Origin of the sequence: Caballeronia sp. LZ019 (assembly GCF_031450825.1) — a bacterium.
GTDB lineage: Bacteria > Pseudomonadota > Gammaproteobacteria > Burkholderiales > Burkholderiaceae > Caballeronia.
The window spans coordinates 1,391,977-1,418,048 of record NZ_JARTVZ010000005.1 but is presented as its reverse complement, the minus strand read 5'-3'; the positions used below and the strand labels follow the sequence as shown (position 1 = coordinate 1,418,048).

Genomic DNA, 26,072 nt, shown 5'->3' with positions numbered 1-26,072 from the left:
TCGATCGCGTGTGATTTAGCGCGGCTGATACACCCACTTGCCGTCGCGTATCTCGACCATCACGCGGGCGCGCTGATCGAGGCCGATGTGATCGTTCGCCGTCATGTTGACGACGCCATTCGTATCCGCGAAGTTCTTCGTGCCTTCGAGCGCATCGCGCAATGCGTTGCGGAACGCCGGCGTGCCGGGCGCGGCGGCCTTCAGCGCGATGGGCGCGGCGCGTTCCAGCAGCATCCCCGCATCCCATGTGTACGAGCCGAACGCCGACACCGTCCCCGTGCCCTGCTTCGCTTCGTACAGTTTGATGTAGTTGAGCGCGAGCCGTTTCGCCGGATGATCGTCGGGCAATTGCGCGGCGACCAGCACCGGGCTCGTCGGCAGAAACGTGCCGTTGCAATCCGCGCCGCACACGCGCAGGAAGTCGCGGTTGCCCACGCCGTGGTTGTGATAGACGAGGCCCTTGTAGCCGCGCTGCGCGAGCGTTTTCGGCGGCAGCGCAGCGGGCGTGCCGGCCGCGCCTACTACGACCGCATCCGGCTTCGCGGCGAGAATCTTGAGGATCTGCCCGGTCACGCTCGGGTCCGTGCGGTTGAAGCGCTCGTTCGCCACCACGTTGATCTTGTGAAGCTGTGCGAACTTCGCGACTTCCGCGTAAAAGGTCTCGCCGAGGGCATCGGCCTGGCCGATGTACGCGAGCGTCTTCACGCCGTGATTGCTCGCGTGCTCGGCGATGGCGGAGGCCATCATCGCGTCGGTTTGCGGCGTCTTGAACACCCAGCGGCGCTTGTCGTCCACCGGTTCGATGATCTTCGACGATGACGCGAGCGAGATCATCGGCGTCTGTCCTTGCGCGACGACATCGATCATCGCGAGCGAGTTAGGCGTGATGGACGAACCGATGATCGCATCGACCTGATCTTCGGTGATGAGCTTCTTCGTGGTCTGGACGGCTTGCGTGGTGTCGGAGGCGTCGTCGAGCACGATGTAATCGACCGGCCGGCCGCCCATTTCCTTCGGCAGCAGCGCGACGGTATCGCGCGCGGGAATGCCGAGCGATGCGGCGGGCCCTGTCAGCGACAGCACGAGGCCGATCTTCACATGCGGCGTCTCTGCGAACGATGCTGTCGCCAGCATCAACGATACTGCCGCCGCCATCCACTTTCCGCCGCGCATCGACATCTCCTTGTACGTGTTGTTGTCGTCGTGCGGCGTGGGCGCCGCAACGCCCGGCAAGTGTACGGTGGCATGCGCCCTCGACGCATCGGGCGAAACCCGTTGCGTCTTCGGTGCGTCTTCAATGCTCCAGTTGCACGACGGCCTGATCGATCGCGCCGAAAATCGACTTGCCGGCTTCGTCGAAGATTTCGATGCGCACGCTGTCGCCGAACTGCATGAAGCCGGTTTGCGCCGCGCCATGTTCGATGGTTTCGAGGCACCGCTTCTCGGCGATGCAGCAGTAGCCGCGCGTCGCGTCCTTGTTCGAGATGGTGCCCGAGCCAACGATCGACCCCGCGCGCAGATTGCGCGTCTTCGCCGCGTGCGCGATCAACTGGCCGAAGTGGAAGACCATGTCGACGCCGCACTGCGGCTGACCGACCTTCTTGCCGTTCCAGTGCACGATCATCGGGCGATGCACGCGGCCTTCGCGCCATGCGTCGCCGAGCTCGTCGGGAGTCACGGCCACCGGCGAGAACGCGGTCGCGGGCTTGCTCTGAAAGAAACCGAAGCCCTTCGCGAGTTCCGCGGGAATCAGGTTGCGCAGCGATACATCGTTGACCAGCATCAGCAGGCGCACGCTTTTCAACGCTTCGTCCGGCGTGGGGGCCATCTCCACATCCGACGTGATGACGGCCACTTCCGCCTCGAAGTCGATTCCATACGATTCCGACGCGCACACGATATCGTCGGCCGGTCCGAGAAAGTCGTCGCTGCCGCCCTGATACATCAGCGGATCGGTCCAGAATTCGGGCGGCATTTCCACGCCGCGCGCGCGCCGCACGAGCTCGACGTGATTCACGTACGACGAGCCATCGGCCCACTGGAAGGCGCGCGGCAGCGGCGCCATGCACGCTTTCGGATCGAACGAAAACGAATGGCGGGCGCGGCCCTGATTCAGCGCGTCGTACAGCTCGATCAGCTGCGGCGCATAGAAGGTCCAGTCGTCGAGGGCGCGTTGCAGCGTCGTGACGATCCCGTCGGGGATGACTGCCGTGCGCAAATCGCGCGAAACGACGACGAGCTGGCCGTCGCGCGTGCCGTCCTTCAGCGTGGCGAGTTTCATAAGGCGGAGGCGGTGCTGAGATGACGTTAAAGGAAATCTATTTTACGATGGTGAATCGCCTGCCATCCGGCTAATTCCGACGCTTTCCATGCCCTCGCCCCTTCCCGCCACCGCCGACGACGATATCGACGCTTCCGAAGAGAAAGCGCGCTCGGGCATCCAGTCGATCGAAGTCGGCTTTCGCCTGCTCGACGTGCTGACGCACGAGCCGCGCGCGATGATGCTGCGCGACCTCGCGCACCGCGCCGGCATGAGCCCGGCGAAGGCGCATCGGTATCTGGTGAGCTTCGTGCGGCTGGGCGTGGTATCGCAGGACCCGCTTTCCGGCCGTTACGAACTCGGCGGCTTCGCGCTGCAAATGGGACTGGCGCGGCTCGCGCGCGTGGACGGCGTGAGGCTCGCGCGCATCGCGCTCGCCGGCTTGCGCGACCGGCTGGACCAGACCGTGGGCATCGCCGTGTGGGGCAATCAGGGGCCGACCGTCGTGCACTGGATGGAGTCGAGCTATCCGGCGAAGGCATCGCTGAAACTGGGCGATGTGATGCCGCTGCTGTCGTCCGCGACGGGCCTGCTGTTCGCCGCCTATCTGCCGCGCAGCAAGACGCAGCCGATGCTCGACCGGGAACTCGCTGCCAACAAGCAGACAATCGCCGATATTGAGCCGCTGCTCGCCGATGTCCGCGAACACGGTGCGGCGCGTGTCGAAGGCATGCTGCTGCCGACGATCCACGCGTTCTGCACGCCGGTCTTCGATTCCACCGGCGATCTGGCGCTCGGGTTGATCGCGCTCGGTCACGAAGGCGCGTTCGATACGCGCTGGGGTGGCGAAATCGACGCCGCGCTTCGCGAGTGCGCGCGCGGCCTGTCGTACGAACTGGGGTATCGCGCCAGCGATGCCCCGGCGCACTGAGGAACATCGAATCGGCGCCGCCTGTCTTAACCGTTTGTCCCGTTCGCCGCACGCGCTCGCCTTTTGCTTCCCTGTTTCGATGCCCTTGTCTGACTTCCGCCGTCCTCGCCCCATGTCGGGCGAGCCGTTCTCCGCCGCGTCCTCAAACGCCCCGCCTCGCCGCTGGACGCGATGGGGGCTGGCCGCGCTCGTCGTCGCCGGCTTGCATTTCGGCGCGATGCGCTGGATCGAGTTCGCGAAGCAGCCGGTCAATCCCCCGCCGATGGAAAAGCCGCCGGTGCAAGTGGAGTTGCTCACGCCGAAGCCCGTCGCGCCGCCGACGCCAGCGCCTGCAAAGCCCGCGACGCTCAGGCCCGCGCATCCTGCGCCGAGAGCGCAACCGGCGCCCGCGCCGGTGCTGAGCGCCGCTACGCCGCAACCCGCTGCGCCCGCGACGGAATCGACGGAAGTGGCGAGTTCGGCCCCCGTGGAGGCGTCCGCGCCGCCGCCCGCAGCCGAGCCGCCTGCACCCGCCGCCGCATCGGGCGACAAAATCGACGTCCCGCCGACCGGCGAGTTGCGCTACGACACCCTCGTGAACGGCGTGATGAACCAGACCGGCACGATCCACTGGACCAACGACGGCCAGCGCTACGAGATGGTGGTCTCGATACCCCTGCCGTTCGTCGGGCCTTTCGTGTATTCGAGCAAGGGACATATCGATGCGTTCGGTATCGCCCCGGAACAGTATTCGGAGAAACGCGGCCGCCGCGCCGCCGATATCGCCATCTTCAATCGCGATACGAAGCAGATCGTCTATACGCGCACGCCGAACAGCCAGCCGCTCGCCGACGGCGCGCAGGACCGATTCAGCGTCGTGATGCAGTTGACGAGTCTCGTGCGCGGCGCACCGGACCGGTACAAGCCCGGCGTCACGCGCCAGTTCAGCGTCGCGGACAACGACAGCAGCGAAATCTGGCCGATGGAAACCGTCGGCGATGAAACGGTGGAAGCGCGCGGCGGATACGTCACCGCGCGGCATTTCACACGCCTGCCGCGCCGCGAAGGGGACCGGCGCAGGCTCGATGTGTGGCTTGCTCCGGCACTCGGATGGCTGCCGGTTCGCATTCTGCAAACCGAGCCGAACGGCATGCAGGTTGAAATGCTGTGGGCGGGCAACATTCAGTCGCCGTCCGCTGCGGCGCAGCCCGAGGCTCCGGGCACGCGGGATGCATCTGAAGAAACCGCGCCCGCCCCGAGTCCTCAGATCAGGCCCTGATGGCGGCGCGTCGAAGCGCGCATCCACACGCGGACAAGCTTTTCTCACGGAGCCGATATGCAGTTGAACATCAATGGCATCGACACGCGGTACGTACTCGACAACGAAGGCGGCGGTCCCTGGCTCACGTTCATCCACCAGTTGGCGGGCGATCTGTCGGTCTGGGACCAGATGGCCGGTTATTTCCGCAACAGTTACACCGTGTTGCGTTACGACTTGCGCGGCCACGGACACACGGCGGTGTCGCCGGATGCCTTCACCATCGACGATCTTGCCGATGACCTCTCGGAACTGCTCGACCGCCTCGGCGCGCCGTGGACGCATGTCGTCGGGTTGTCCATCGGCGGAATGGTCGCGCAGAAGTTCGCGATCAGGCATGCGGACAAGGTCGATTCACTGACGGTTGCCGGCGCGCCCGCCTTCATCCGCGAGGAAGCGCGTCCGACGTTTGCGCAACGCGCCGCGTCCGTGCGCGAAAGCGGAATGGCAAGTATCGTGGAACCGACGCTTGCGCGCTGGCTCACTGCGGATTTCCGCAAGGCGCATCCGGAGGTCGTCGAGCAGATTGCCGAAACCATCGCCCATACGCCTGCCGAAGGTTTTGCGCGTGCAGCCGAGGCATTGAGCCGCTTCGATGCGCGCGCCGGGCTGGCGTCGATTGCGAAACGCACGCTGGTCGTGGCTGGTGAACTGGACAATGGCACGCCGCATGCTGAATCCAAAGTGATCGCGGACACGGTGCCGGGCGCGCAGTTCGAGTTACTGAATGCGGCACATCTGTCTCCGGTCGAGGTGTCACAGCGTTTTTGCGCATTGCTGGATGCGTTCTTGCGCGGGCCCGCCTGAGCTTGTATCACAAGAAATAGCCTCGATAAAACCGGCATCACGTCGAGGCCACCCCTTGAATTCCCACCCCGTCGCTCCACTTAGGATGCAGGTTTGCCAGGAGCAAAAGGAATAAGGAGTGTCGCCATGCAAATGATCTACAACAGCCCTAACTATTGCGTCGTCGAGTTTCCGCCGCAGGACAACCATCTCGCGATGATGTCGGGCGGTTACGAAATCGTCGACAAGAACACGCAACGGGAGATCTTCATCGACGGTGCGCTTGCCGAGAAGTTTCGGGAGCATGTGCAAAAGCTGATCGAAGAAGAACCATCGCTCGAGGATGTGGATGAATTCCTCGGCCAGTTCGACGTTTTGATGACCCAGCCGGTCGTGCTTCACTGATTTACCGCGCGGGCGCATCACGCGCCTCGCGCCGCCACTGCTTGCCGGCGCTCAGGCGAGCCATGCAGCAAGGCAAACAAGCGACACGCCAGAAAGACCCCGTCCCTTATCGGCGGGGTTCTTTTTTTGTGCGTCGGGACTTTGCGTCCGCCGTCCCGCGCGGAGCGATTGCGCTTGGCTGCGGCTACAATGACGGACTAATTCATCATCGGGTACAGGGCCTGTCCGTCATGAACCAGAACGCCTATCCGAGTCCGTCGGGCGCGAAGTCGCCCGCGCGCGAGTACACGCGCGGCGCCGCGCTGCCTGCGCTTTTGCAACGACGCATCCTGATTCTCGATGGCGCAATGGGCACCATGATCCAGCGCTACAAGCTCGACGAAGCCGCGTATCGCGGCGAGCGTTTCAGGGATTACGAGCGCGATATCAAGGGCAACAACGAGTTGTTGTCGATCACGCAACCGCAAATCATCCGCGAGATTCACGACAAGTATCTGGCTGCGGGCGCGGACATCATCGAGACGAATACGTTCGGCGCGACGCGTGTAGCGCAGGCCGACTATGGCATGGAAGAACTCGCGGCTGAAATGAACCTCGCATCGGCGAGGCTCGCGCGCGAAGCCTGCGATGCCTTCTCCACGCCCGAGAAGCCACGCTTTGTTGCCGGCGCGATCGGACCGACGCCGAAGACCGCGAGCATTTCGCCCGACGTCAACGATCCGGGCGCACGCAACGTCACCTTCGACGAGCTGCGCGACACCTATTACGAGCAGGCGAAAGCGCTGCTGGATGCGGGCTGCGACCTGTTCCTCGTAGAAACCATTTTCGACACGCTGAACGCAAAGGCTGCGCTCTTTGCGCTCGATGAGTTGTTCGAGGACACCGGTGAACTCGTGCCGATCATGATTTCGGGAACCGTCACGGATGCATCCGGGCGCATCCTGTCGGGGCAAACGGTCGAGGCGTTCTGGAACTCGCTGCGTCATGCGAAACCGCTGACGTTCGGGCTGAACTGCGCGTTGGGCGCGGCGCTGATGCGTCCGTATATCGCCGAGCTGGCGAAGCTGTGCGATACCTATGTTTCGTGTTATCCGAACGCGGGCCTGCCTAACCCGATGAGCGATACGGGCTTCGACGAAACGCCGGACGTAACGTCGGGATTGTTGAAGGAATTCGCGGAAGCCGGGTTGGTGAATCTTGCGGGCGGGTGCTGCGGGACGACGCCGGAGCATATCGCGGAGATTGCGAAGGCGCTGATGGAAGTGAAGCCGCGGAAGTTTCCGTCGCAGTATCGGGATGCCGCCTGACATCAAAGAGACAAGAATATGACCGATCACACGATGCGTCTTTCCGGCCTCGAGCCGTTCAACGTCACCGACGGCTCGCTTTTCATCAACGTCGGCGAGCGCACGAACGTGACCGGCTCGAAGGCGTTCGCCCGCATGATCCTGAACGGCCAGTTCGACGAAGCCCTGGCCGTTGCCCGCCAGCAGGTCGAGAACGGCGCGCAGGTCATCGACATCAATATGGACGAGGCCATGCTCGATTCGAAAGCCGCCATGGTGCGCTTTCTGAATCTGATCGCGTCGGAGCCGGACATCGCCCGCGTGCCGATCATGATCGACTCGTCGAAGTTCGAGGTGATCGAAGCGGGCCTGAAGTGCGTGCAGGGCAAAGCCATCGTCAATTCCATCTCGCTGAAGGAAGGCGAAGACGCGTTCCGTCATCACGCGAACCTGATCCGGCGTTACGGCGCGGCCGCCGTCGTCATGGCCTTCGACGAGCAAGGCCAGGCCGATACCTTCGAGCGCAAGACGCAAATCTGCAAGCGCTCCTACGACATCCTCGTGAACGAAGTCGGCTTCGCGCCCGAAGACATCATCTTCGACCCGAACATCTTCGCCATCGCGACGGGCATCGAAGAGCACAACAATTACGCAGTCGATTTCATCAACGCCACCCGCTGGATCAAGCAGAACCTGCCGCACGCGAAAGTGAGCGGCGGCGTCTCCAACGTGTCGTTCTCGTTCCGGGGCAACGATCCGGTGCGCGAAGCCATCCACACCGTGTTCCTGTATCACGCGATTCAGGCCGGCATGGACATGGGCATCGTCAATGCGGGGCAACTCGGCGTCTATGCCGATCTCGACGCCGAACTGCGCGAGCGCGTGGAAGATGTCGTGCTCAATCGCCGCGACGACGCGACCGACCGTCTGCTCGAAATCGCCGACAAGTTCAAGACCGGCGCAGCGAAGAAAGAAGAGAACCTCGAGTGGCGCAACCAGCCGGTGGAGCAGCGGCTTTCGCATGCGCTCGTGCACGGCATCACGAACTTCATCGTCGAAGATACCGAGGAAGTGCGCGCGAAAATCGAAGCCGCTGGCGGCCGGCCGATCAACGTGATCGAAGGTCCGTTGATGGACGGCATGAACATCGTCGGCGACCTGTTCGGCGCGGGCAAGATGTTCCTCCCGCAAGTCGTGAAGTCGGCCCGCGTGATGAAGCAGGCGGTGGCGCACCTCATTCCGTTCATCGAAGAAGAGAAGAAGCGCATGGCGGATGCCGGCGCGGACGTGCGCTCGAAAGGCAAGATCGTCATCGCGACCGTCAAGGGCGATGTGCACGACATCGGCAAGAACATCGTGTCGGTGGTGCTCCAGTGCAACAACTTCGAAGTCGTCAACATGGGCGTGATGGTGCCCTGCGCGACCATCCTCCAGAAGGCGAAGGAAGAAGGCGCGGATATCATCGGTCTGTCGGGGCTCATCACGCCGAGCCTCGAAGAGATGGCTTACGTCGCGTCCGAAATGCAGCGCGACGAATATTTCCGCAGCAAGCAAACGCCGCTTCTGATCGGCGGCGCGACGACCTCGCGCGTGCATACCGCCGTGAAAATCGCGCCAAACTACGAAGGGCCGGTGGTCTATGTGCCGGATGCGTCGCGTTCGGTGTCGGTGGCGTCGAGCCTGTTGTCGGACCAAGGCGCGGCCCGCTATCTCGACGAACTCAAGAGCGATTACGAGCGCATCCGCAATCAGCACGCGAACAAGAAAGCGCAGCCGATGGTCACTTACGCCGAAGCGCGCGCGAACAAGACGAAGATCGACTGGAACGCGTACACGCCGAAGAAGCCGAGCTTCATCGGTCGGCGCGTGTTCAAGAACTATGACCTCGCGGAACTGGCGAACTATATCGACTGGGCGCCATTCTTCCAGACCTGGGACCTCGCCGGCCCGTATCCCGCCATTCTGAACGACGAGATCGTCGGCGAATCGGCGCGGCGCGTGTTCTCGGACGGCAAGTCGATGCTTTCGCGCATCATCCAGGGCCGATGGCTGACGGCGAACGGCGTCGTCATGCTGCTGCCGGCCAACACGGTCAATGACGACGACATCGAGATCTACACGGACGAATCCCGCTCGCAAGTGGCGATGACATGGCGCAACCTGCGTCAGCAGAGCGTGCGTCCCGTCGTCGACGGCGTGATGCGCCCGAACCGCTCGCTGGCGGATTTCATCGCGCCGAAGGAATCGGGCGTGAAAGACTACATCGGTCTGTTCGCGGTGACGGCCGGACTCGGTGTCGACAAGAAGGAGAAACAGTTCGAAGCCGACCACGACGACTACAGCGCGATCATGCTGAAGGCGCTCGCGGATCGTTTCGCGGAAGCATTCGCCGAAGCCCTGCATGCGCGCGTGCGCCGCGAACTGTGGGGTTACGCAGCGAACGAAACGCTCGACAACGACGCGATGATCGCGGAACAGTACGTGGGCATTCGTCCGGCGCCCGGCTATCCGGCGTGTCCGGATCACCTCGTCAAGCGCGACATGTTCGAAGTGCTCCAGGCGGACGAACTCGGCATGAGCCTCACGGAATCGCTCGCAATGTTGCCGGCCGCGAGCGTGTCGGGCTTTTATCTGGCGCATCCGGACAGCACGTACTTCTCGGTCGGCAAGATCGGTGACGACCAGGTGCAGAGTTTCGCTGAACGCATGGCGATATCGTCGTCGGATGCGCAACGGGCGCTCGCTCCGCTTCGCTGATTGCGCACACGCAACATATCCCGCGCCTGATAGCCGGAAACAGGCAGGCTTTCGGCGGGAATATTTTGATTTCCGTAGACTTGTAGCCGCGATAGGCCGTCACGATGACGGCCACGCATTCTTTTCGTCACGGAGAAAGTCGCATGAAGAAGATGACGTCCGCCATAGCCGTTTCGATCGCCGCGGCTGTGTTCGCAGCGTCCGGTTCGGCTGCCTTCGCACAGGCCAGCAGCACGGAGGCTTCGTCCTACTCGCCGCCACAAACGGAGCACAAGAAGAAGCCGAAGAAGGCAAAGAAGCCGACGACGGCCAAACCGGCGCCCGCGGAAGGCGGCCAGTCGCAGTAAGCGCCCGCTTCACAGCAGAAAAAAAGAAAACCCGCATCGCCGTTGCCGATGCGGGTTTTTTCGAACGTCAGGCGCTTCTCAACGAGGCTTACACACCCCAGAGAATGTCCTTGTTCTCTTTCTGCGCGAGCCGCAGCATGTCGAGAAACGGGTAGGCGCGCTGCGCGAGTCCGATGGGGATCTCATGCGGGTCGTGACCGGCCTCGCCTTCGTGGAAATGTCCGTCGTGCTCGGCACGTTCTCGCTTGTCGGTCACGATGGCCGCTTCGAGCTTCTGAATGGCGGCGGGCAGTTCTTCCTGCGTAATGACGCCACGTTCCGTCAGCGGCTTGCCGATGATGCCGAGCAGATACTCCGCGAGGTTATCGAGCATCATGACATCGGGTGCAGCCATGGTCTTGAATGTAATCAGCATGGGAAGGTCCTTTTCCTTTTGTTGGATGACAGCCGGTCTTCGATGCAAACCTTGTTGCAAGCGCGCCGACGAGCCTGTTCTTCGCTGACAGCCACCCTCTTTAGACAGTTTAGCATTTGCTAAACTCCCGGTTTAGCAATGTCTCACGCCCGAATCGCGCGTGCTTTCGCGTCGTTTCGCGCGGCTTTTCACTCGCGGTAGGCCTTGACGCCGCGTCGCACGGCGTGTCGCTTCGCCTTCATCCATCGCATCCGCATCCGCTTCACTGGATCACATTCAGCATGCTGCCCGCACACAAAGAAATCCTGGAAACGCTCCTCTCCGACGCGGTCAAGCAGGTCGCGCAATCCACGCAAGGCGCCACCGAAGCCGCCTTCGTCGCGCCCGCGATCGTCCTCGAACGGCCGAAGGTCGCGGCTCACGGCGACGTGGCGTCCAATGTCGCGATGCAGCTCGCGAAGCCGCTGCGCGCGAATCCGCGCCAGCTCGCCCAGCAGATCGTCGATGCCGTCCTCGCGCATCCGCTGGCGAAGGGTCTGGTCGAGAGCGCCGAGGTCGCCGGTCCAGGCTTCATCAATCTGCGTCTCGCCGCGAAGGCCAAGCAAGACGTGATCCCGGCGGTACTGAAGGAAGCCGCCGCGTTCGGCCGCTCGACGCGTGACGCGGGCAGGCACGTGCTCGTCGAATTCGTATCGGCGAATCCGACGGGACCGTTGCACGTCGGCCACGGCCGTCAGGCCGCCCTCGGCGACGCGCTTTCGAACCTGCTCGCGACGCAGGGCTACGATGTGCATCGCGAGTTCTATTACAACGACGCGGGCGTGCAAATCGGCAATCTCGCGATTTCGACGCAGGCGCGCGCCCGCGGCTTCAAGCCCGGCGACGCCGAGTGGCCGGAAGCGGCGTACAACGGCGAATACATCGCGGATATCGCGCGCGACTACATGGCGGGCGCGACCGTCGCGGCGAAGGACGGCGAGCCGGTCAAGGGCCGCGGCGACGTCGAAGATCTCGAAGCCATCCGCACGTTCGCGGTCGCTTATCTGCGTCACGAACAGGACATGGACCTGACCGCGTTCGGCGTGAAGTTCGATCAGTTCTATCTCGAGTCGTCGCTGTACAAGGAAGGGCGCGTCGAAGAGACGGTGCAGGCGCTGATCGATGCCGGCAGGACCTACGAGCAGGACGGCGCGCTCTGGCTGCGCACCACCGACGACGGCGACGACAAGGACCGCGTGATGCGCAAGTCCGACGGCACCTACACCTACTTCGTGCCGGATGTCGCCTATCACGTCACCAAGTGGCGGCGCGGCTTCACGAAGGTCATCAACATTCAGGGCTCCGACCATCACGGCACGATCGCGCGCGTGCGCGCCGGCTTGCAAGGGCTCGGCATCGGCATTCCGAAGGGCTATCCCGATTACGTGCTGCACAAGATGGTGACCGTCATGCGCGACGGCCAGGAAGTGAAAATTTCGAAGCGGGCGGGCAGCTACGTCACCGTGCGCGATCTGATCGAATGGTCGGGCGGCATGACGCCGGGCAGCGAAGCCGCGCCCGATCAACTGGATGCCGACATGATCCGCCGCGGCCGCGACGCCGTGCGCTTCTTCCTGATCTCGCGCAAGGCGGACACCGAGTTCGTGTTCGACATCGACCTCGCGCTCAAGCAGAACGACGAGAATCCGGTGTACTACGTGCAATACGCGCACGCACGCATCTGCACGATCCTGAGCGACTGGAAGGACCGCTACGCAGGCGACATCGCGCAGGCCGCGAATGCCGATCTCTCGCCGCTCGCCAGCGATCGCGCGATGGCGCTGCTCAACAAGCTCGCCGAGTTTCCGGAGATGCTCGCGCACGCCGCCGACGAACTCGCGCCGCACGCCGTCGCGTTCTATCTGCGCGACCTCGCTGGCGAATTTCACTCGTTCTACAATGCCGAGCGCGTGCTGGTGGACGACGAAAAAGAGCGCACCGCGCGCATCGCACTGCTCGCGGCCACGCGTCAGGTGCTCGAGAACGGTCTGGCCACCATCGGCGTGTCCGCGCCGCAGAAGATGTAGGCGCATTTCCGAGCCTCCGCGCGCGCCTGTAACTTTGTGACTCTTCGGCGTGCGCGGACGCCAGCATGGCGCGGGCTCGCATGACGCGACCGCTATAATCGTCGGCCAACTCGAAGACTTTTTGCAGGTGATTCATACGATGGCAAAACCACGCCGCACGTCGAAGCAGTCGCAATCGAAGCAAACGGGGGGAACCTTTCTCGGCATCGTGCTGGGTCTGATCGTCGGACTCGCGATCGCCGTGATCGTCGCGCTGTACATCACCCGCGCCCCGACGCCGTTCGTGGCGAAGGTCGCGCCGCCGGCATCGGATACCTCCTCCGCGCCCGCTGCGCAGCCGTACGACCCGAACCGTCCGCTGCAAGGCAAGACGCCCGGTCAGCCGGTGCCGCAAGCCGCGCAACCCACGCCTCCGAACACCGCTCCCGGCCAGAGCAACAACCAGACGCAGTCGTCGGGCGTGCTCGACGAACCGCAGATCGTCGAAGTGCCGCCCACTATTGGCCCGACGGCGTCCGCGCCGAAAAGCGGCAGCGCGGCCATCGTGAAGAAGCCCGAGCCGGCTCCCGGCACGAACGGCACCACGCCGCCGACCGCCGCCACGCCGCCGAAGGCCGGCAGCGCCCCGCCCGCCACCGCGAAGACCACGCCGCCCGCTCCGGGCGATGTGAACACCGGCTATTTCCTGCAAGTCGGCGCATACAAGACCCAGTCCGATGCGGAGCAGCAGCGTGCGCGTCTCGGCTTCCAGGGCTTCGAATCGAAGGTCACGCAGCGTGACGCCGGCGGCGTGACGTACTATCGCGTGCGTATCGGACCGTTCGCGAAGTTCGAGGACATGAACACGGCGCGCCAGCGCCTGTCCGATGCGGGCGTCAACACCGCCGTGATCCGCTTCTCGAAGCAATAAGCCGTACAGGCATGACCTCGCCCGCGCCGCCGCACGACGGCGCGGGGAGACGAAGCGCGGCGCGCAGCCTTAAGCCTGGTTTAAGCGTCGTATGTCCCACTTATGGCCTTTTACGCGGCTGCTACGTTGCCCTCACTTGCTCCTTCGCTCTCTTTCCGATCATGAAAAAACTGTTTAGCGCCTTCGCCCTTTCCCTCGGCATCGCCGCCGCGTCGTTGAGCATCGCGGACGTGGCGTCCGCCGCTCCCGCCGCAGGCAAGGACTACACGGTGCTGCAGGCCCCGCAGCCGGCGGGCGCCGAGGCAGGCAAGATCGAAGTCATCGAATTCTTCTGGTACGGCTGCCCGCACTGCAACGAATTCGAGCCGTATATCGAGGCGTGGGAGAAGAAGCAGGGCCCGGACGTCGTATTCAAGCGCGTGCCGGTGGCGTTCCGCGACGACTTCATCCCGCATTCGAAGATGTATCACGCGCTCGTCGCGCTCGGCGTCGCGGAGAAGGTCACGCCGGCCGTCTTCAACGAAATACACGTGAAGAAAAACTATCTGATGACGCCCGAAGCGCAGGCGACCTTCCTCGCGACGCAAGGTGTCGACAAGAAGAAGTATCTGGACGCGTACAACTCGTTCTCGACGCAAAGCGACGTCAAGCGCGACGCCAAGCTGCAGCAGGACTACAAGATCGACGGCGTGCCGACGGTCGTCGTGCAGGGCAAGTACGTCACGGGTCCGGCGCAGACGAACAGCCTGCAAGGCACGACGCAGGTGATGGACTACCTTGTTCAGCAAGTGCGCGCCAAGAAAATGTAACTACGCAAGGCCGGTATGAATGCAGTCCCGTTGAAGGTTTTCATTACCGGCGCGTCGAGTGGAATCGGTCAGGCACTGGCCGAGGAATACGTGAAGCGCGGGGCCGTGGTCGGCCTCGTCGCCCGACGCGCCGAGTCTCTCGCAGCATTGGCCGCGCGCCATCCCGAAGCATCCCTCTTCCTTTATCCCGCCGATGTCCGCGATCCCGAAGCAATCGCCGATGCCGCGCGCCGCTTCATCGCCGAGCACGGCACGCCGGACATCGTGATCGCGAATGCGGGCATCAGCCAGGGCGCGCTCACCGGCCACGGCGAGCTCGAGACGTTTCGCGCGGTGATGGACGTCAATTATTTCGGCATGGTCGCGACGTTCGAGCCGTTCGTCGCGTCGATGACGGCGGCGCGGCGCGGCACGCTCGTCGGCATTGCGAGCGTCGCCGGCGTGCGCGGGTTGCCGGGATCGGGCGCATATAGCGCGTCGAAATCCGCCGCGGCGAAGTATCTCGAGTCGTTGCGCGTGGAAATGAGACCGCAGGGCGTCGCGGTCGTCACCATTGCGCCGGGCTACGTGCGTACCGAGATGACGGCGCACAATCCGTATCGCATGCCGTTCCTGATGGACGCCGACCGCTTCGCCGCAAAAACCGCCGATGCGATCGCCCGCAAAGTGCGCTACGCGACGTTCCCGTGGCAGATGCGCATCGTCGGCATGTTGCTGCATGTGCTGCCGCGCTGGCTCTACGACGCGGCCTTCGAGCGCGCGCCGCGCAAACCGCGCGCGGGCAATTGAACGGCGCGTAAAAAAATCCGGCCAGAATGGCCGGATTTTTTTTGTCCGCTGCGGGCTGGCCGGCTCGATCGGAAGCCGCCCAGTCCGCGGGATCAGAACGCCACGTACGGCCCGCTGTTCGGCAAGTCGTATCCGACGTACACGTGCCGTCCGAAGAAGAACGGCAAGCCGAAATCGAAATAGCCGCTCATTCCGAGCTGACCCGCGAGGCTGTTGAACGCGTACTTGCCGCCGCCCGACGTCAGCGTGCGCGCGCTGACGACGCTGAACGGCACCGTCGCCGTATTGCCTTCGCTGCCCTTCACCGTCGCTGAAAGCGACTGCTCCGAGCTCGGGCAATAAAACACGCTCGAACTGGAACACAGCGGGAAGTTGTCCTGGAAGAAGAGGCCGTTCGATCCCGAATCGAAGAACGTCTGAAGCGTCGCGCCCTTGTACGTCCCGGTGAGGTCGCCGTAGGTATCGGTGCCGAGCTTCGTCACGCCGGTAAGCGCGTTGTTGCTCTGCGTGCCGATGCCGAACACCAGCGTGCCGCTCGCGCTGGCCGCGCCGGTATCGGGAACCGGCGGCAACTGCAGGATCACGCCGTTGTTGTTCACCGAGAACTTCCTGACCGGATTGGTGACTTGCTGCGCCACCGGCACGACCGTCCCCGTGCAGTTCGTGCCGTTCGCGCACGAGAAGTACATGCTGTTGAGCGCGGTCGTTGCGCAGTTGGTGCCGCAATCGTAAGTCGCCGGTCCGATACCGAGAATGCCGTTCGCGCCGATATCGGCGGTGGAGTTCTCGTCGTTGCCGGACGGACAGCCGTTCATGCCCGTTGGCGCCGCCGATGCATCGAGATCGCCGATGATCTGCACCGGCACCGCGCTCGCCACTTCCGAGCCCATGCGGACGTCCGCCTGCCGGATCGTGCCCCACGTATAGCCGTCCGCGAAACCGGCGCATTCGGCAAGCTGCCCGCCGTTCGCCGCCTGCACCGTCGGCAGGCTGCCGAGGACCGACTGCGCCGCCGAATTCAGGATGCGCAGCCCGAAGGAGGCGGTATCGAGCTGAATGTGATCGATGGTCTGACAGACGTTGGTGCCGGGCGCGCACACCGTCACGGAGACGTTGGGGATGTTGACGAAATTGGCGACGCCCGCGTCAACGGTGATCGGCACGGCGTTCGTGCCGTTCGGGGCGATGGGCTGTGCGCTCGCCGCGCTGGACGAGCCGCCGCCCGAGCCTGAACCGCCCGAGGAGCCGCCGTTCGAGCTGGAATGATCGTCGCCGCCGCCGCATGCGGCAAGCGTCAGCGCGAGAAACAGTGCGCTGAACCAGCGGACTGTATTGCCGGCGCGCGATGAGGAAGCCGCACCGGGGCCGAGTGTCGTTCTACGCATGTCGGATTCTCCGGTCGCTTACTGAATGTCGCTGGCGGACACGCCGGCGGGCAAAGACTGCGGCAGGTACGCGCTTCCCGCGAACGAGCCCATATGGCCGCCGGAATTCACGACGAGGCCGGGGTCCTGGACGCTTACCGGGCCGCGCCCGCCGCGGGCGGTGCGCTGCGCGAGCAGGCCTTGCTGATACTGCGGGAAGTAGCTGCCGAGCAGCGTCGCGAGGTCCGGCATGCGCGGCCCGCGCCATGCGATGCCGAACACCGTGCCAGCCGACGATACGTATTCGTTGACGACCGTTCCGCTCGCGAGCGTGGTCGTGCGGACGGTGTAGTCGGATGCAGCCGATGCCGATGCGCCCGATGCGGCGGCATGCACGACCGCCTTCGCGGTGGTCGCACCTTGCGGCGCGCTCAGCGGATCGCCGCCGAGTCCGGCGTGCGCGGGCACGACGGCGCATACGCCGACCACGCCCGCAATCAAGGCCAACGACGCCTTGAGATGCCCATGACGAGCTTGCTTCAGTGCCTTCACTGGGCCTCCTGTCTGTCCTGTGAATGTGTGCCTTGCGCAGCCTTCGAAGGCCGCGCGGGCGTCTCATTGTCGCGGCGCTTTCGCCGCTTTCGCGCGCACCGGTATGGACGCTCTAGCCATCAGTATGCCAAACCCGCGAAAACGAGTGCCGGCAGGCATCAGAGATGCGGCGGATGAGAGTGGAATCGTAAGACAGGGAAAAGTTCCGTGTCGATCGATGCTTTGCGAAACGCAAGCATCCACGGAACGGACAGGCGCGACGAAGCGGAACGCATCGAACGATGCGCTCCGCTTAGCGTCGTTGCGGCCGGCAGGACGTCTCAGAATCCGAGGCTGGCGAGCAGATCGTCAACCTGCGACTGATCCTGCACGACGTCGCTGCGTCCTTGCGGGTTGATCTGCGGGCCGTTGAGCAGCGATTCCGGGCTGCCGCTCGCCGACACCAGCGCCGCCGCCGATGCGGCGAACTGCTCGCGGCGCTCCGGCGCGATGTTTTCCAGGAGAACGCCCAGCAATTGCTGCTCGATCAGATGCACGACGTCCGTGATCTTCTTGATGACCTGCCCCGTCAAGTCCTGGAAGTCCTGCGCGAGCATGATCTCCAGCAGTTGCGCGTTGGTCGCCTGCGTCTTCTCCGGCACGCCTTGCAGAAAACTGCGCGTCTGCGCGAGCAGTTCCGCCGCTTCGCCCTGCGCGAGCGGCGCGCCGTACCATTGCGCCCAGCGCGCGTCGAGCGCCTGCGCTTCGGCCTGCATCGCTTCCTGCATCGGCTTTGCGAGTTCGATCGCATTGAGCGCGCGATCCGCCGCCTGCTCGGTCATCGTCGCGACATACTTCAGGCGATCGCGGGCGTCGGGCACGGCTTCCGCCGCCGCTTCGAGCTGCTTGTCGAGCCCGAGCTCGCGCATCGAGTCGCGCAGCGTCCGCGTCAACTGGCCGATGCGCGCGAGAATGCGGTCGCTCGACTGATCGCCGTCACTCTCGACACTTGCCGCAGCGAATTCAGTGGTCAGATCGTTCACGATCAGCTCCCGGTTTTGGCCATCTTCTCGAGAATCTTGGTGAGCTTCTCGTCGAGCGTGGCAGCCGTGAACGGCTTCACCACATAACCATTCGCGCCCGCCTGCGCCGCCGCGATGATGTTCTCCTTCTTCGATTCCGCCGTCACCATCAGCACCGGCAGATGCGACAGCGCCGCGTCCGCGCGAATCTGCTGCAGCATCGAGAGGCCGTCGAGGTTCGGCATGTTCCAGTCGGAAATCACGAAGTCGAAGCCGCCGCCACGCAGACGCGCAAGACCCGCCGCGCCGTCTTCCGCTTCGTCGACGTTCGAATAGCCGAGTTCCTTCAGCAGATTGCGCACGATACGACGCATCGTCGGAAAATCGTTGACGACGAGGATCTTCATGTTCTTGTCCATCACTACTCCCTTGTGTTCTTCAACGCGGCGACGCCGCACATTCAATCGAAAAAATCAGACGCGCTGTACGCGGTCGCCCATCGACGCCAGCCGCGCCATCACGCGGCGGCTCATTTCAGACAGCGGCGCGATTTCGCTCGCGCCGCCCATTGCAATCGCTTCGCGCGGCATGCCGAACACCACGCAACTCGCTTCGTCCTGTGCGAGCGTGTACGCGCCCGCCTGCTGCATCTCGAGCAGGCCCGCCGCCCCGTCGCGGCCCATGCCGGTCAGGATCACGCCGATCGCGTTCTTGCCCGCGTGCTGCGCCGCCGAACGGAACAGCACATCCACCGACGGCCGATGCCGGTTCACCGGCGCCGCATCGGAAAGATGCGCGACGTAGTTCGCCCCGCTCCGCGCGAGCACGAGGTGCGCGTGGCCCGGCGCAATATACGCATGGCCCGGCAAGACGCGCTCGCCGTGCTCCGCTTCCTTCACCGCGATGCGGCACAGCCCGTTCAGGCGCTGCGCGAACGACTTCGTGAAGCCCGGCGGCATGTGCTGCGCGATCATCACGGCAGGCGCATCGGGCGGCAGCGGCACGAGCACTTCGCGGATCGCTTCCGTTCCGCCCGTCGATGCGCCGACGATTACGAGCTTCTCGGTCGAGACGAGCGGATTGTTCAGATGCGGCGATGCCTTCGGCGCGGCATGCGCCGATGCGGCGGCCACGTGCGTCGTTTGCCGCACGCGCGCCCGCGACGCCGCCCGCACCTTGTCGGCGAGTTTCTCGGCGTAGTCGAGCATGCCGTCGCGAATGCCCACCTTCGGCTTCGTCACGAAATCCACCGCGCCGAGTTCCAGCGCGCGCAGCGTGATTTCGTTGCCGCGCTCGGTCAGCGACGACACCATGACGACCGGCATCGGCCGCAGGCGCATCAGCTTCTCCAGGAAGTCGAGGCCGTCCATGCGCGGCATTTCGACATCGAGCGTCAGCACATCCGGGTTGTGCAGCTTGATCAGTTCACGCGCGACGAGCGGATCGGGCGCGGTCGCGCACACGTGCATGTCGGGCTGCGAGTTGATGATTTCCGTCATCAGACTGCGCACGAGCGCCGAGTCGTCGACGCACAGCACCTTGATCTTCGGGGTGTTCGGCGTGCCGTTCATGCTTCCTCCGTCGTCTTGATGCCGCGCAGAACGCTCGATGCGCCGAACAGTTCGACACGCGGCTTGCGCACCGTCGGGCTCGCAGCGCTTGCTGCATTCGCGCCGAAAAGCTCGACACGCGGCTTGCCCTTCGTGCGATCGACATTGAACAGTTCGACGCGCGCACGCGCTTTCGCGAGCCGGTCGGCGCGCTCTTCCGGCGTGCGCCTGACGAGCGCCTGCTCGCGTTCGACGACGACCGGATCGTGCTGCGTCTTCAGCTTCTTGACCATCACCTGGCCCGTGCGCGGCATGAACGCGACCTTGCGCGGATACATGCCCTGCAAGTCCTCGGCGACGATGCGAATCTTCTCCAGCGCGAGATAGCGGCGCACGAATTCCGAGTTGCGATCGCCGATGTTGATCGTCGTCATGCCCGCGAGCACCGCGCCGCCGCCGAATACCTTGGCTTCGAAACGCTCGCGCCGCCCGCCGCGCTTGATGAGTTCGTTGATGAGCACTTCCATCGCGTAGGCGCCGTAGCGCATCGAATCGGACGATGCGTGCGACGGATCGGAGCCGTCGTCGGGCAGCATGAAGTGATTCATTCCGCCGATGCCCGCCGTGCGGTCGTTGATGCACGCCGCCACGCACGAGCCGAGCACGGTCACGAGCACCATGTCCTCGCTCGTCATGTAGAACTCGTTCGGCAGGAGCTTCACGCCCGGCTTCTTGAAGTGGTTGTCGAAATACAGATTCGACGCGATCGGCAGCCCGCTCATGCCGGCTCTCCGGCGAGCACGCGCGCCGGCTTCGCCACCCCGGCCGGCTTCGTGTCGCGCGTCAGTTCGTAGACGGTCTGTCCGCGCAGCCTGAACGCCTGCGACACATACGTGAAGTTCTCCGAATGGCCCGCGAACAGCAGGCCGCCCGGCTTCATCAGCGGCTCGAAGCGCGAAAGCACCTGGCCTTGCGTCGGCTTGTCGAAGTAGATCATCACGTTGCGGCAGAAGATCGCGTCGAACGGACCTTTGACGTCGTAGCGCGCGTCGGTCAGGTTGACGCGGCCGAAGTTCACCATCGCGCGCAACTCCGGGCGCACTTTCACGAGCCCCGCTTGCGCGCCCTTGCCCTTCAGAAAAAAGCGCTTGAGACGCTCCACGGGCATCGCCTTCACCTGATCGAGCGAATACACGCCCGCATCGGCCCTGGCGAGCACCTGGCTGTCGATATCGCTCGCGTACACCGTGCAGTGACGCGCGGCCTGTTCGCCGAGTGCTTCGACGAGCGTCATCGCGATCGAATACGGCTCCTCGCCCGTCGATGCCGCCGAGCACCACACCGACACCGGCTGCTGCCGGCGCTTCGCGAAGTCCGCGAGGATCGGAAAGTGATGCGACTCGCGGAAGAACGCGGTGAGGTTGGTCGTCAGCGCGTTGACGAAGGCTTCCCACTCGGCGCTGTCGTCGTTGGATTCGAGACGGTCCAGATACTCCTTGAAGGTATCGAGACCGCATGCGCGCAGGCGGCGGGCGAGCCGGCTGTAGGCCATGTCGCGCTTGTGGTCCGACAGCGAGATGCCCGCGCGGCGATGAATCAGCTCGCGGATGCGGGCGAAGTCGGTCACGGTGAATTCGAAGTCGCGCTCGACTTCCGGACCGCGTATGCCCCCGGCGAGTTCGACGCGTGCCTTGTTTGCGTTCGGCGTTGCCATGATGATGTCTCGTGCTTTACTGGCGTCGTCATCGACGCTTGCCTGAGGCTTGCTCGACGCTCGCCTCTTTACCGCGCGCCGGGGTCGTTCGCTTGCTTGCCTTGCTGCAGCGGTGATGCCTCAGAAGGTTTCCCAGTCGCCGTCGTCGGCGGTGGCGGCCTTCGCGCGCGGCGCGTTTGCAGCCGGTGCGCTTGCTCGCGGCGCGGGTTTCGCGACGCTCGCGGGCTTGCTTGCATCGCGGCTCTTATCCTTGATAACGGCCGTATCCGCCGCGACGTTAGGCTCTTGCGAAACTTTTGCGGCGACCGGCGCTTTCACCGGCTTTGCGGCCGCGGCCGGCGCAGCAGCAGCCGACACCGGCTCCACGCGCGCCGGCTTCGTCGCAGGCGATGCCAGCCGCGACGCCGCCACGGATGCGCTCGGCCGCGCCGGCACCGCCGCGCCGTCGATGCGCCATTGCCCGACGACGCCCTTCAGCTGCCGCGTCTGCTCTTCGAGCGATGCGGCAGCCGCCGCCGCCTCTTCGACGAGCGCCGCGTTCTGCTGCGTCACGCTGTCCATCTGCGTGACGGCGCGATTGACCTGCTCGATGCCGTCGGACTGCTCTTCCGATGCCGCGCTGATCTCGCCCATGATGTCGGTCACGCGGCGCACCGCCTGGACGATCTCGCCCATGGTTTCGCCAGCGCGCGTGACGAGTTCCGAGCCGCTTTGCACCTTGTCGGCGGAATCGCCAATCAGCGCCTTGATTTCTTTCGCCGCCGCCGCGCTGCGTTGCGCGAGCGATCGCACTTCGCCCGCGACAACCGCGAAGCCGCGTCCTTCCTCGCCTGCGCGCGCCGCTTCGACCGCGGCGTTCAACGCGAGAATGTTGGTCTGGAACGCGATGCCTTCGATCACGCCGATGATGTCCACGACCTTGCTCGAACTCGACGCGATGGCGTTCATCGTATCGACGACCTGCTCGACGACCTGGCCGCCGCGCGACGCGATATCCGATGCGTTCACCGCGAGCTGGCTCGCCTGACGCGCGTTGTCCGCGTTCTGCTTCACCGTGCTCGTGAGTTCTTCCATGCTCGACGCCGTTTCCTGCAGCGACGCCGCCTGCTCTTCCGTGCGCTGCGACAGATCCGTGTTGCCGCTCGCGATTTCGTGCGCGCCGACATCGATCGATTCCGCGCCGCGATGCACCGCGCCGACCATCGTCGTGAGATTGGCGCGCATCTGTTCGATGCCCGCGAACAGACGCCCGATTTCGTTGTGGCTGTCCGAATGCGCGGCTCTCGTCAGGTCGCCGCGCGACATGCGCTCGAAGTGCTCGACGGCTTCGTTGATCGGCTTGACAATGAGCCCGCCGAGCGCGAAGCGCGTGCCGATCAGGATCAGCACGGACAAGCCGAGCAGCCCGCCGATGACGACGATCAGCGTCGCGTTTTCCGCCGATGCGCTCGCGCGGGATTGCTCCGCATGTTTCTGCTGGAACGCGACTGCGGCGGTCATGGCCTGATCGAACGCGACGAACATCGGGCTGATCTTCGTGTCGGCGATCGCGTGGTACGCGGCCATGTCGTTCGCGCGGATCGCGGCGAATTCCGGTTCGACGCCGGTTTTCATCAGCGCATCGTGCTGCGTGACGAGCGCATCGAGCGTCTCTTTCGGCAGCATCGGCTTGTTCGTGCCCAGGTACAGCTTCCAGTTCTCATCGCTCTTGTCGAGCAGATACTGGCCGCGGTCCAGGGCCTTCTTCGCTTCCGCCTCGTTGCCCGCTTCGGCGAGCGAGCGCACGCGATCCAGCGTGATGCGCGCGCGCAGCAGGTACGACGACGTTTCCGACAACGCGCGCATGGCGACCATGTCTTCCTGCGCGAGCGACGCAAGCGAGGCGCTCGCGGAACTCAGGCCGACGAGCGACAGCGCGCCGATGATGGCCGAACAACCGACGAACAACAGACCGACGAGCGTGAGCGTCGTGCGGATCGACAACTTCTTGAGCATGGCTTCTTTCCTTGGCCCGCGACGCGTGCGAGTGCTTTACTTACGCGGCGACGGAGTCGATCAACTCCATCTCGCGGCTGGTCATGAGCTTTTCGATATCCATCAGGATCAGCATGCGGCCATCCACCGTGCCGAGCCCGGTGAGATATTCCGACGTGAGCGTCGCGCCGAATTCCGGGGCGGGCATCACCTGCTCCTGCGTGAGCGTGAGCACGTCGGACACGCCGTCGACCACCATGCCGACCACGCGATGCGCGACGTTCAGGATGATGACGACCGTCTGGTTGTCGTACTCGACGCGGCCGAGATTGAACTTGATACGCATGTCCACGATCGGCACGATGATGCCGCGCAGATTGATCACGCCCTTGATGAACGCCGGCGCATTCGCAATGCGCGTGACGCTGTCGTAGCCGCGAATCTCCTGCACCTTCAGGATGTCGATGCCGTATTCCTCGGCGCCCAGCGTGAACACGAGGAATTCCTGTCCCGCTGCTTCGGCGTGCTGCGCATCGCGGCGCGAAAGAGCGGCTTGAGTCGATTGGATGTCTGCCATGAGAATCCCCAGAGTCGGTCGTATGTTTAGTGGGTATGCGAGTGCTGCGCCCGCGATTCGCGATTGAGCGCGGCGACGTCAACGATCAGCGCGACGCTGCCATCGCCCAGAATGGTCGCGGCGGAAATGCCGTGCACTTTGCGGTAATTCGTTTCGAGGTTCTTCACGACAACTTGCTGCTGGCCGACGAGTTCGTCGATCAGCATGGCCATGCGCCGTCCTTCGGTCTGCAGGATCGTGACGATGCCCTGCGTCGGCTCCGTGCGCGCGCCTTCGACATCGAACACCGAATGCAGCGCGACGAGCGGCAGGTATTCACCGCGCACGCGCACCACGCGCTCGCCGTTGGCTACCGTGTAGATGTCCTCGGCGACGGGCTGCAGCGACTCCATCACGAAGTTGAGCGGCAGAATGAAGATTTCGTTGCCGACCTTCACCGACATGCCGTCGAGAATCGCGAGCGTGAGCGGCAGCACGATCTTCGTGGTCGTGCCCGCGCCCTGACGCGACATGATTTCGACGTGGCCGCCCATCGACTGGATGTTGCGCTTCACCACGTCCATGCCGACGCCGCGCCCGGAGATATCGGTGACCTGCTCGGCGGTCGAAAAGCCCGGCATGAAGATGAGCTGCCACACTTCTTCGTCGCTCATCGATTCGCTGACCTGCATGCCCTGCTTCTGCGCCTTCGCGAGAATCTTGTCGCGGCGCAGGCCCGCGCCGTCGTCGCTCACTTCAATGACGATGTTGCCGCCGTGATGCGCCGCCGACAGCACGAGCTGCCCGGTCGCGGGCTTGCCCGCCGAGCGGCGCGCTTCCACGGTCTCGATGCCGTGATCGAGCGAATTGCGCACGAGGTGCGTGAGCGGATCGATGATGCGCTCGATCAGGCTCTTGTCGAGCTCGGTCGCCTGACCGAACGTGACGAGTTCCACATCCTTGCCGAGCTTGCCGGCAATATCGCGCACGAGGCGCGGGAAGCGGCTGAATACGTAGTCCATCGGCATCATGCGGATGGACATGACGGCCTCTTGCAGATCGCGCGCGTTGCGTTCGAGCTGCGCCATGCCGTTGAAAAGACGGTCGTGCAGGGCGGGGTCGAACGCGCTCGTGGTTTCCGCCAGCATCGCCTGCGTGATGACGAGTTCGCCCACGAGGTTGATGAGCTGGTCGACCTTCTCCACGCCGACGCGAATCGAGCTGCCTTCCGCCGATGCCGCCGCGGCCGGGCGCGCCTTCTTCTCGGCGTCGCCCGATGCGGTCTTCTGTTTTTCGCTCGATGACGGGATGGCGGCGGCCACGTTCACCGCCGCCTTCGCCGTTTCCTCGTCCTTCTGCTCTGCCGCGGATGCGGGCGCGTCCTGCGCCTGCGATACGACCGGCTGAGCCCGTGGCGTCTGCTGCTCCGCGGCCGGAGGCGCGCTTTCGTGCGCGTCGCCCCGGCCGATCGTGATCTGCGATTCATCGATCACGAAGCAGCACACAGCCACGATGTCGTCGGCGGAGACGTCTGACTCGAGCCATAGCACGAGTTCGGCGTCCGTCTTTTTCTCTCCGACGATGCTGCCCAGGTTCCCCAGCTCCTCGGTCAAAGTCGCCAGGTCCTTCTCGCCCACCCCCCGTAGCGTAATTTTCAGGTGGGGTCCTGCTGCCGCAGCCGATGCATCCGCTGCGGTTCCTTCATTCGTCGATCCCGTCGCGCCGTCGGCGAGTTCGAATGCGCCATCCCAGTTGCCGTCGTCTTCGATCGCTTCGGCGGCCTGTGCCAGCACGTGCGCAGGCGGTGCGTTCGGGCCTTCGTAAGCCGGCGCCGGTTCTGTTTGCGAAAGCGCTGCCAGCGCTTGCGGTTCCGCGACCGCGCCGCCTTGCTGCCCGGCGTCTTCGTTCTTGAGCCGTTCGAGCTTCGCGCAGATCGCGGCGGCGGCGGCCGCATCCGGGTCCTCGCTCGCGCGATACGCGGCGAGCTGATCGGAGAGCACGTCCTTCGTCGCGAGGAAGGTGTCGATCATGTCGCGGCGCAGAACGAGCTCGTTGTTGCGTGCGCGATCGAGCAGCGATTCGAGGATGTGCGTCGTTTCGGTGAGCGCCGTGAAGCCGAAGGTCGCCGCGCCGCCCTTGATGGAATGCGCCGCGCGGAAGATCGCCGCGAGATCCTCGGGATCGGGATTCGCGATATCCAGAACGAGCAGCAGTTGCTCCATCTGCGCGAGCAGTTCATCGGCTTCGTCGAAGAAGGTTTGATAGAACTGGGTAATGTCGAGTGTCATGCTTGTGTCACCATC

General features: G+C 64.3%; 24 protein-coding genes. 11 read left to right on the top strand and 13 right to left on the bottom strand.

Annotated elements, in window-relative coordinates:
• Positions 1-15: 15 nt before the first annotated feature.
• Both P9255_RS20090 and P9255_RS20085 read right to left on the bottom strand, forming a co-directional pair.
• Entirely contained in the window at positions 16-1,155 is a 1,140-nt protein-coding gene (locus P9255_RS20090) for an ABC transporter substrate-binding protein (protein WP_309765363.1), read from the bottom strand.
• Positions 1,156-1,294: 139 nt separating this feature from the next.
• Entirely contained in the window at positions 1,295-2,281 is a 987-nt protein-coding gene (locus P9255_RS20085) for a fumarylacetoacetate hydrolase family protein (RefSeq protein ID WP_309763518.1), read from the bottom strand.
• Positions 2,282-2,369: 88 nt separating this feature from the next.
• Here P9255_RS20085 and P9255_RS20080 point away from each other — a divergent pair, with 88 nt between their 5' ends.
• The 7 genes from P9255_RS20080 to P9255_RS20050 all read left to right on the top strand — a co-directional run bounded on the left by P9255_RS20080 (position 2,370) and on the right by P9255_RS20050 (position 10,069).
• Complete coding sequence (locus P9255_RS20080) at positions 2,370-3,191, top strand: IclR family transcriptional regulator (RefSeq protein WP_309763519.1); 822 nt, start codon at positions 2,370-2,372, stop codon at positions 3,189-3,191.
• Positions 3,192-3,270: 79 nt separating this feature from the next.
• Positions 3,271-4,449, top strand: coding sequence for a DUF3108 domain-containing protein (locus P9255_RS20075; protein WP_309763520.1), 1,179 nt, complete (start codon positions 3,271-3,273; stop codon positions 4,447-4,449).
• Between the two features lie 57 nt (positions 4,450-4,506).
• Entirely contained in the window at positions 4,507-5,295 is a 789-nt protein-coding gene (locus tag P9255_RS20070) for an alpha/beta fold hydrolase (protein ID WP_309790323.1), read from the top strand.
• 126 nt (positions 5,296-5,421) lie between these two features.
• Entirely contained in the window at positions 5,422-5,679 is a 258-nt protein-coding gene (locus P9255_RS20065) for a DUF3567 domain-containing protein (protein ID WP_309763522.1), read from the top strand.
• 230 nt (positions 5,680-5,909) lie between these two features.
• Positions 5,910-6,986 carry a homocysteine S-methyltransferase family protein gene (locus P9255_RS20060; protein WP_309763523.1) on the top strand — a complete coding sequence of 359 codons (1,077 nt, stop codon included), beginning with the start codon at positions 5,910-5,912 and terminating at the stop codon, positions 6,984-6,986.
• Between the two features lie 18 nt (positions 6,987-7,004).
• Positions 7,005-9,722 carry a methionine synthase gene (gene metH / locus P9255_RS20055; RefSeq protein ID WP_309763524.1) on the top strand — a complete coding sequence of 906 codons (2,718 nt, stop codon included), beginning with the start codon at positions 7,005-7,007 and terminating at the stop codon, positions 9,720-9,722.
• Positions 9,723-9,865: 143 nt separating this feature from the next.
• The gene (locus tag P9255_RS20050; RefSeq protein ID WP_309763525.1) at positions 9,866-10,069 is read left to right on the top strand and encodes a hypothetical protein; all 204 of its coding nucleotides are present in this window, start codon (positions 9,866-9,868) and stop codon (positions 10,067-10,069) included.
• Between the two features lie 88 nt (positions 10,070-10,157).
• On the opposite strand, the gene P9255_RS20045 is transcribed toward P9255_RS20050, so the two are convergent.
• Positions 10,158-10,484, bottom strand: coding sequence for a DUF1840 domain-containing protein (locus tag P9255_RS20045; RefSeq protein WP_309763526.1), 327 nt, complete (start codon positions 10,482-10,484; stop codon positions 10,158-10,160).
• A 281-nt stretch (positions 10,485-10,765) separates the two neighbouring features.
• Between P9255_RS20045 and argS the strand changes: the two genes are divergently transcribed.
• From argS to P9255_RS20025, 4 genes are all read left to right on the top strand, one after another.
• Entirely contained in the window at positions 10,766-12,550 is a 1,785-nt protein-coding gene (gene argS / locus P9255_RS20040) for an arginine--tRNA ligase (RefSeq protein WP_309763527.1), read from the top strand.
• 139 nt (positions 12,551-12,689) lie between these two features.
• Positions 12,690-13,460, top strand: a complete 771-nt coding sequence (locus tag P9255_RS20035) for an SPOR domain-containing protein (protein WP_309790322.1) — start codon at positions 12,690-12,692, stop codon at positions 13,458-13,460.
• A gap of 161 nt (positions 13,461-13,621) precedes the next feature.
• Positions 13,622-14,269 (top strand): thiol:disulfide interchange protein DsbA/DsbL, encoded by a 648-nt coding sequence (locus tag P9255_RS20030; RefSeq protein WP_309763529.1) that lies wholly within the window; start codon positions 13,622-13,624, stop codon positions 14,267-14,269.
• Positions 14,270-14,284: 15 nt separating this feature from the next.
• Complete coding sequence (locus P9255_RS20025) at positions 14,285-15,058, top strand: SDR family oxidoreductase (RefSeq protein ID WP_309763530.1); 774 nt, start codon at positions 14,285-14,287, stop codon at positions 15,056-15,058.
• A gap of 92 nt (positions 15,059-15,150) precedes the next feature.
• Here P9255_RS20025 and P9255_RS20020 read toward each other — a convergent pair whose 3' ends face one another.
• The 10 genes from P9255_RS20020 to cheA all read right to left on the bottom strand — a co-directional run bounded on the left by P9255_RS20020 (position 15,151) and on the right by cheA (position 26,057).
• Positions 15,151-16,443 (bottom strand): DUF3443 domain-containing protein, encoded by a 1,293-nt coding sequence (locus tag P9255_RS20020; protein WP_309763531.1) that lies wholly within the window; start codon positions 16,441-16,443, stop codon positions 15,151-15,153.
• 18 nt (positions 16,444-16,461) lie between these two features.
• The gene (locus P9255_RS20015; protein ID WP_404980376.1) at positions 16,462-16,974 is read right to left on the bottom strand and encodes a DUF2844 domain-containing protein; all 513 of its coding nucleotides are present in this window, start codon (positions 16,972-16,974) and stop codon (positions 16,462-16,464) included.
• 320 nt (positions 16,975-17,294) lie between these two features.
• Positions 17,295-17,996 carry a protein phosphatase CheZ gene (gene cheZ, locus P9255_RS20010; protein ID WP_309763532.1) on the bottom strand — a complete coding sequence of 234 codons (702 nt, stop codon included), beginning with the start codon at positions 17,994-17,996 and terminating at the stop codon, positions 17,295-17,297.
• A gap of 2 nt (positions 17,997-17,998) precedes the next feature.
• The gene (cheY, locus tag P9255_RS20005; protein ID WP_309790321.1) at positions 17,999-18,394 is read right to left on the bottom strand and encodes a chemotaxis response regulator CheY; all 396 of its coding nucleotides are present in this window, start codon (positions 18,392-18,394) and stop codon (positions 17,999-18,001) included.
• Between the two features lie 54 nt (positions 18,395-18,448).
• Positions 18,449-19,546 (bottom strand): chemotaxis response regulator protein-glutamate methylesterase, encoded by a 1,098-nt coding sequence (locus P9255_RS20000; RefSeq protein ID WP_309763533.1) that lies wholly within the window; start codon positions 19,544-19,546, stop codon positions 18,449-18,451.
• The gene (gene cheD / locus P9255_RS19995) at positions 19,543-20,307 is read right to left on the bottom strand and encodes a chemoreceptor glutamine deamidase CheD (protein WP_309763534.1); all 765 of its coding nucleotides are present in this window, start codon (positions 20,305-20,307) and stop codon (positions 19,543-19,545) included. The genes P9255_RS20000 and cheD overlap by 4 nt, the downstream gene beginning before the upstream one ends.
• Positions 20,304-21,239: a CheR family methyltransferase gene (locus tag P9255_RS19990; protein WP_309763535.1), complete on the bottom strand. Its 936-nt coding sequence runs from the start codon at positions 21,237-21,239 to the stop codon at positions 20,304-20,306. The genes cheD and P9255_RS19990 overlap by 4 nt, the downstream gene beginning before the upstream one ends.
• Positions 21,240-21,359: 120 nt before the next feature.
• Complete coding sequence (locus P9255_RS19985; protein WP_309763536.1) at positions 21,360-23,234, bottom strand: methyl-accepting chemotaxis protein; 1,875 nt, start codon at positions 23,232-23,234, stop codon at positions 21,360-21,362.
• Between the two features lie 40 nt (positions 23,235-23,274).
• A complete protein-coding gene (cheW, locus tag P9255_RS19980; protein ID WP_035967113.1) occupies positions 23,275-23,790 on the bottom strand; it encodes a chemotaxis protein CheW in 516 nt (171 codons plus the stop codon).
• Positions 23,791-23,816: 26 nt separating this feature from the next.
• Complete coding sequence (gene cheA / locus P9255_RS19975) at positions 23,817-26,057, bottom strand: chemotaxis protein CheA (RefSeq protein ID WP_309763537.1); 2,241 nt, start codon at positions 26,055-26,057, stop codon at positions 23,817-23,819.
• Between the last annotated feature and the right edge of the window lie 15 nt (positions 26,058-26,072).

What these genes read in the sequence shown, in the direction of transcription:
- P9255_RS20090 (WP_309765363.1), bottom strand. Translation starts at nt 1,155, where the DNA reads ATGGCGGCGGCAGTATCGTTGATGCTGGCGACAGCATCGTTCGCAGAG.
- P9255_RS20085 (WP_309763518.1), bottom strand. Translation starts at nt 2,281, where the DNA reads ATGAAACTCGCCACGCTGAAGGACGGCACGCGCGACGGCCAGCTCGTC.
- P9255_RS20080 (WP_309763519.1), top strand. Translation starts at nt 2,370, where the DNA reads ATGCCCTCGCCCCTTCCCGCCACCGCCGACGACGATATCGACGCTTCC.
- P9255_RS20075 (WP_309763520.1), top strand. Translation starts at nt 3,271, where the DNA reads ATGCCCTTGTCTGACTTCCGCCGTCCTCGCCCCATGTCGGGCGAGCCG.
- P9255_RS20070 (WP_309790323.1), top strand. Translation starts at nt 4,507, where the DNA reads ATGCAGTTGAACATCAATGGCATCGACACGCGGTACGTACTCGACAAC.
- P9255_RS20065 (WP_309763522.1), top strand. Translation starts at nt 5,422, where the DNA reads ATGCAAATGATCTACAACAGCCCTAACTATTGCGTCGTCGAGTTTCCG.
- P9255_RS20060 (WP_309763523.1), top strand. Translation starts at nt 5,910, where the DNA reads ATGAACCAGAACGCCTATCCGAGTCCGTCGGGCGCGAAGTCGCCCGCG.
- metH (WP_309763524.1), top strand. Translation starts at nt 7,005, where the DNA reads ATGACCGATCACACGATGCGTCTTTCCGGCCTCGAGCCGTTCAACGTC.
- P9255_RS20050 (WP_309763525.1), top strand. Translation starts at nt 9,866, where the DNA reads ATGAAGAAGATGACGTCCGCCATAGCCGTTTCGATCGCCGCGGCTGTG.
- P9255_RS20045 (WP_309763526.1), bottom strand. Translation starts at nt 10,484, where the DNA reads ATGCTGATTACATTCAAGACCATGGCTGCACCCGATGTCATGATGCTC.
- argS (WP_309763527.1), top strand. Translation starts at nt 10,766, where the DNA reads ATGCTGCCCGCACACAAAGAAATCCTGGAAACGCTCCTCTCCGACGCG.
- P9255_RS20035 (WP_309790322.1), top strand. Translation starts at nt 12,690, where the DNA reads ATGGCAAAACCACGCCGCACGTCGAAGCAGTCGCAATCGAAGCAAACG.
- P9255_RS20030 (WP_309763529.1), top strand. Translation starts at nt 13,622, where the DNA reads ATGAAAAAACTGTTTAGCGCCTTCGCCCTTTCCCTCGGCATCGCCGCC.
- P9255_RS20025 (WP_309763530.1), top strand. Translation starts at nt 14,285, where the DNA reads ATGAATGCAGTCCCGTTGAAGGTTTTCATTACCGGCGCGTCGAGTGGA.
- P9255_RS20020 (WP_309763531.1), bottom strand. Translation starts at nt 16,443, where the DNA reads ATGCGTAGAACGACACTCGGCCCCGGTGCGGCTTCCTCATCGCGCGCC.
- cheY (WP_309790321.1), bottom strand. Translation starts at nt 18,394, where the DNA reads ATGGACAAGAACATGAAGATCCTCGTCGTCAACGATTTTCCGACGATG.
- P9255_RS20000 (WP_309763533.1), bottom strand. Translation starts at nt 19,546, where the DNA reads ATGAACGGCACGCCGAACACCCCGAAGATCAAGGTGCTGTGCGTCGAC.
- cheD (WP_309763534.1), bottom strand. Translation starts at nt 20,307, where the DNA reads ATGAGCGGGCTGCCGATCGCGTCGAATCTGTATTTCGACAACCACTTC.
- P9255_RS19990 (WP_309763535.1), bottom strand. Translation starts at nt 21,239, where the DNA reads ATGGCAACGCCGAACGCAAACAAGGCACGCGTCGAACTCGCCGGGGGC.
- P9255_RS19985 (WP_309763536.1), bottom strand. Translation starts at nt 23,234, where the DNA reads ATGCTCAAGAAGTTGTCGATCCGCACGACGCTCACGCTCGTCGGTCTG.
- cheW (WP_035967113.1), bottom strand. Translation starts at nt 23,790, where the DNA reads ATGGCAGACATCCAATCGACTCAAGCCGCTCTTTCGCGCCGCGATGCG.
- cheA (WP_309763537.1), bottom strand. Translation starts at nt 26,057, where the DNA reads ATGACACTCGACATTACCCAGTTCTATCAAACCTTCTTCGACGAAGCC.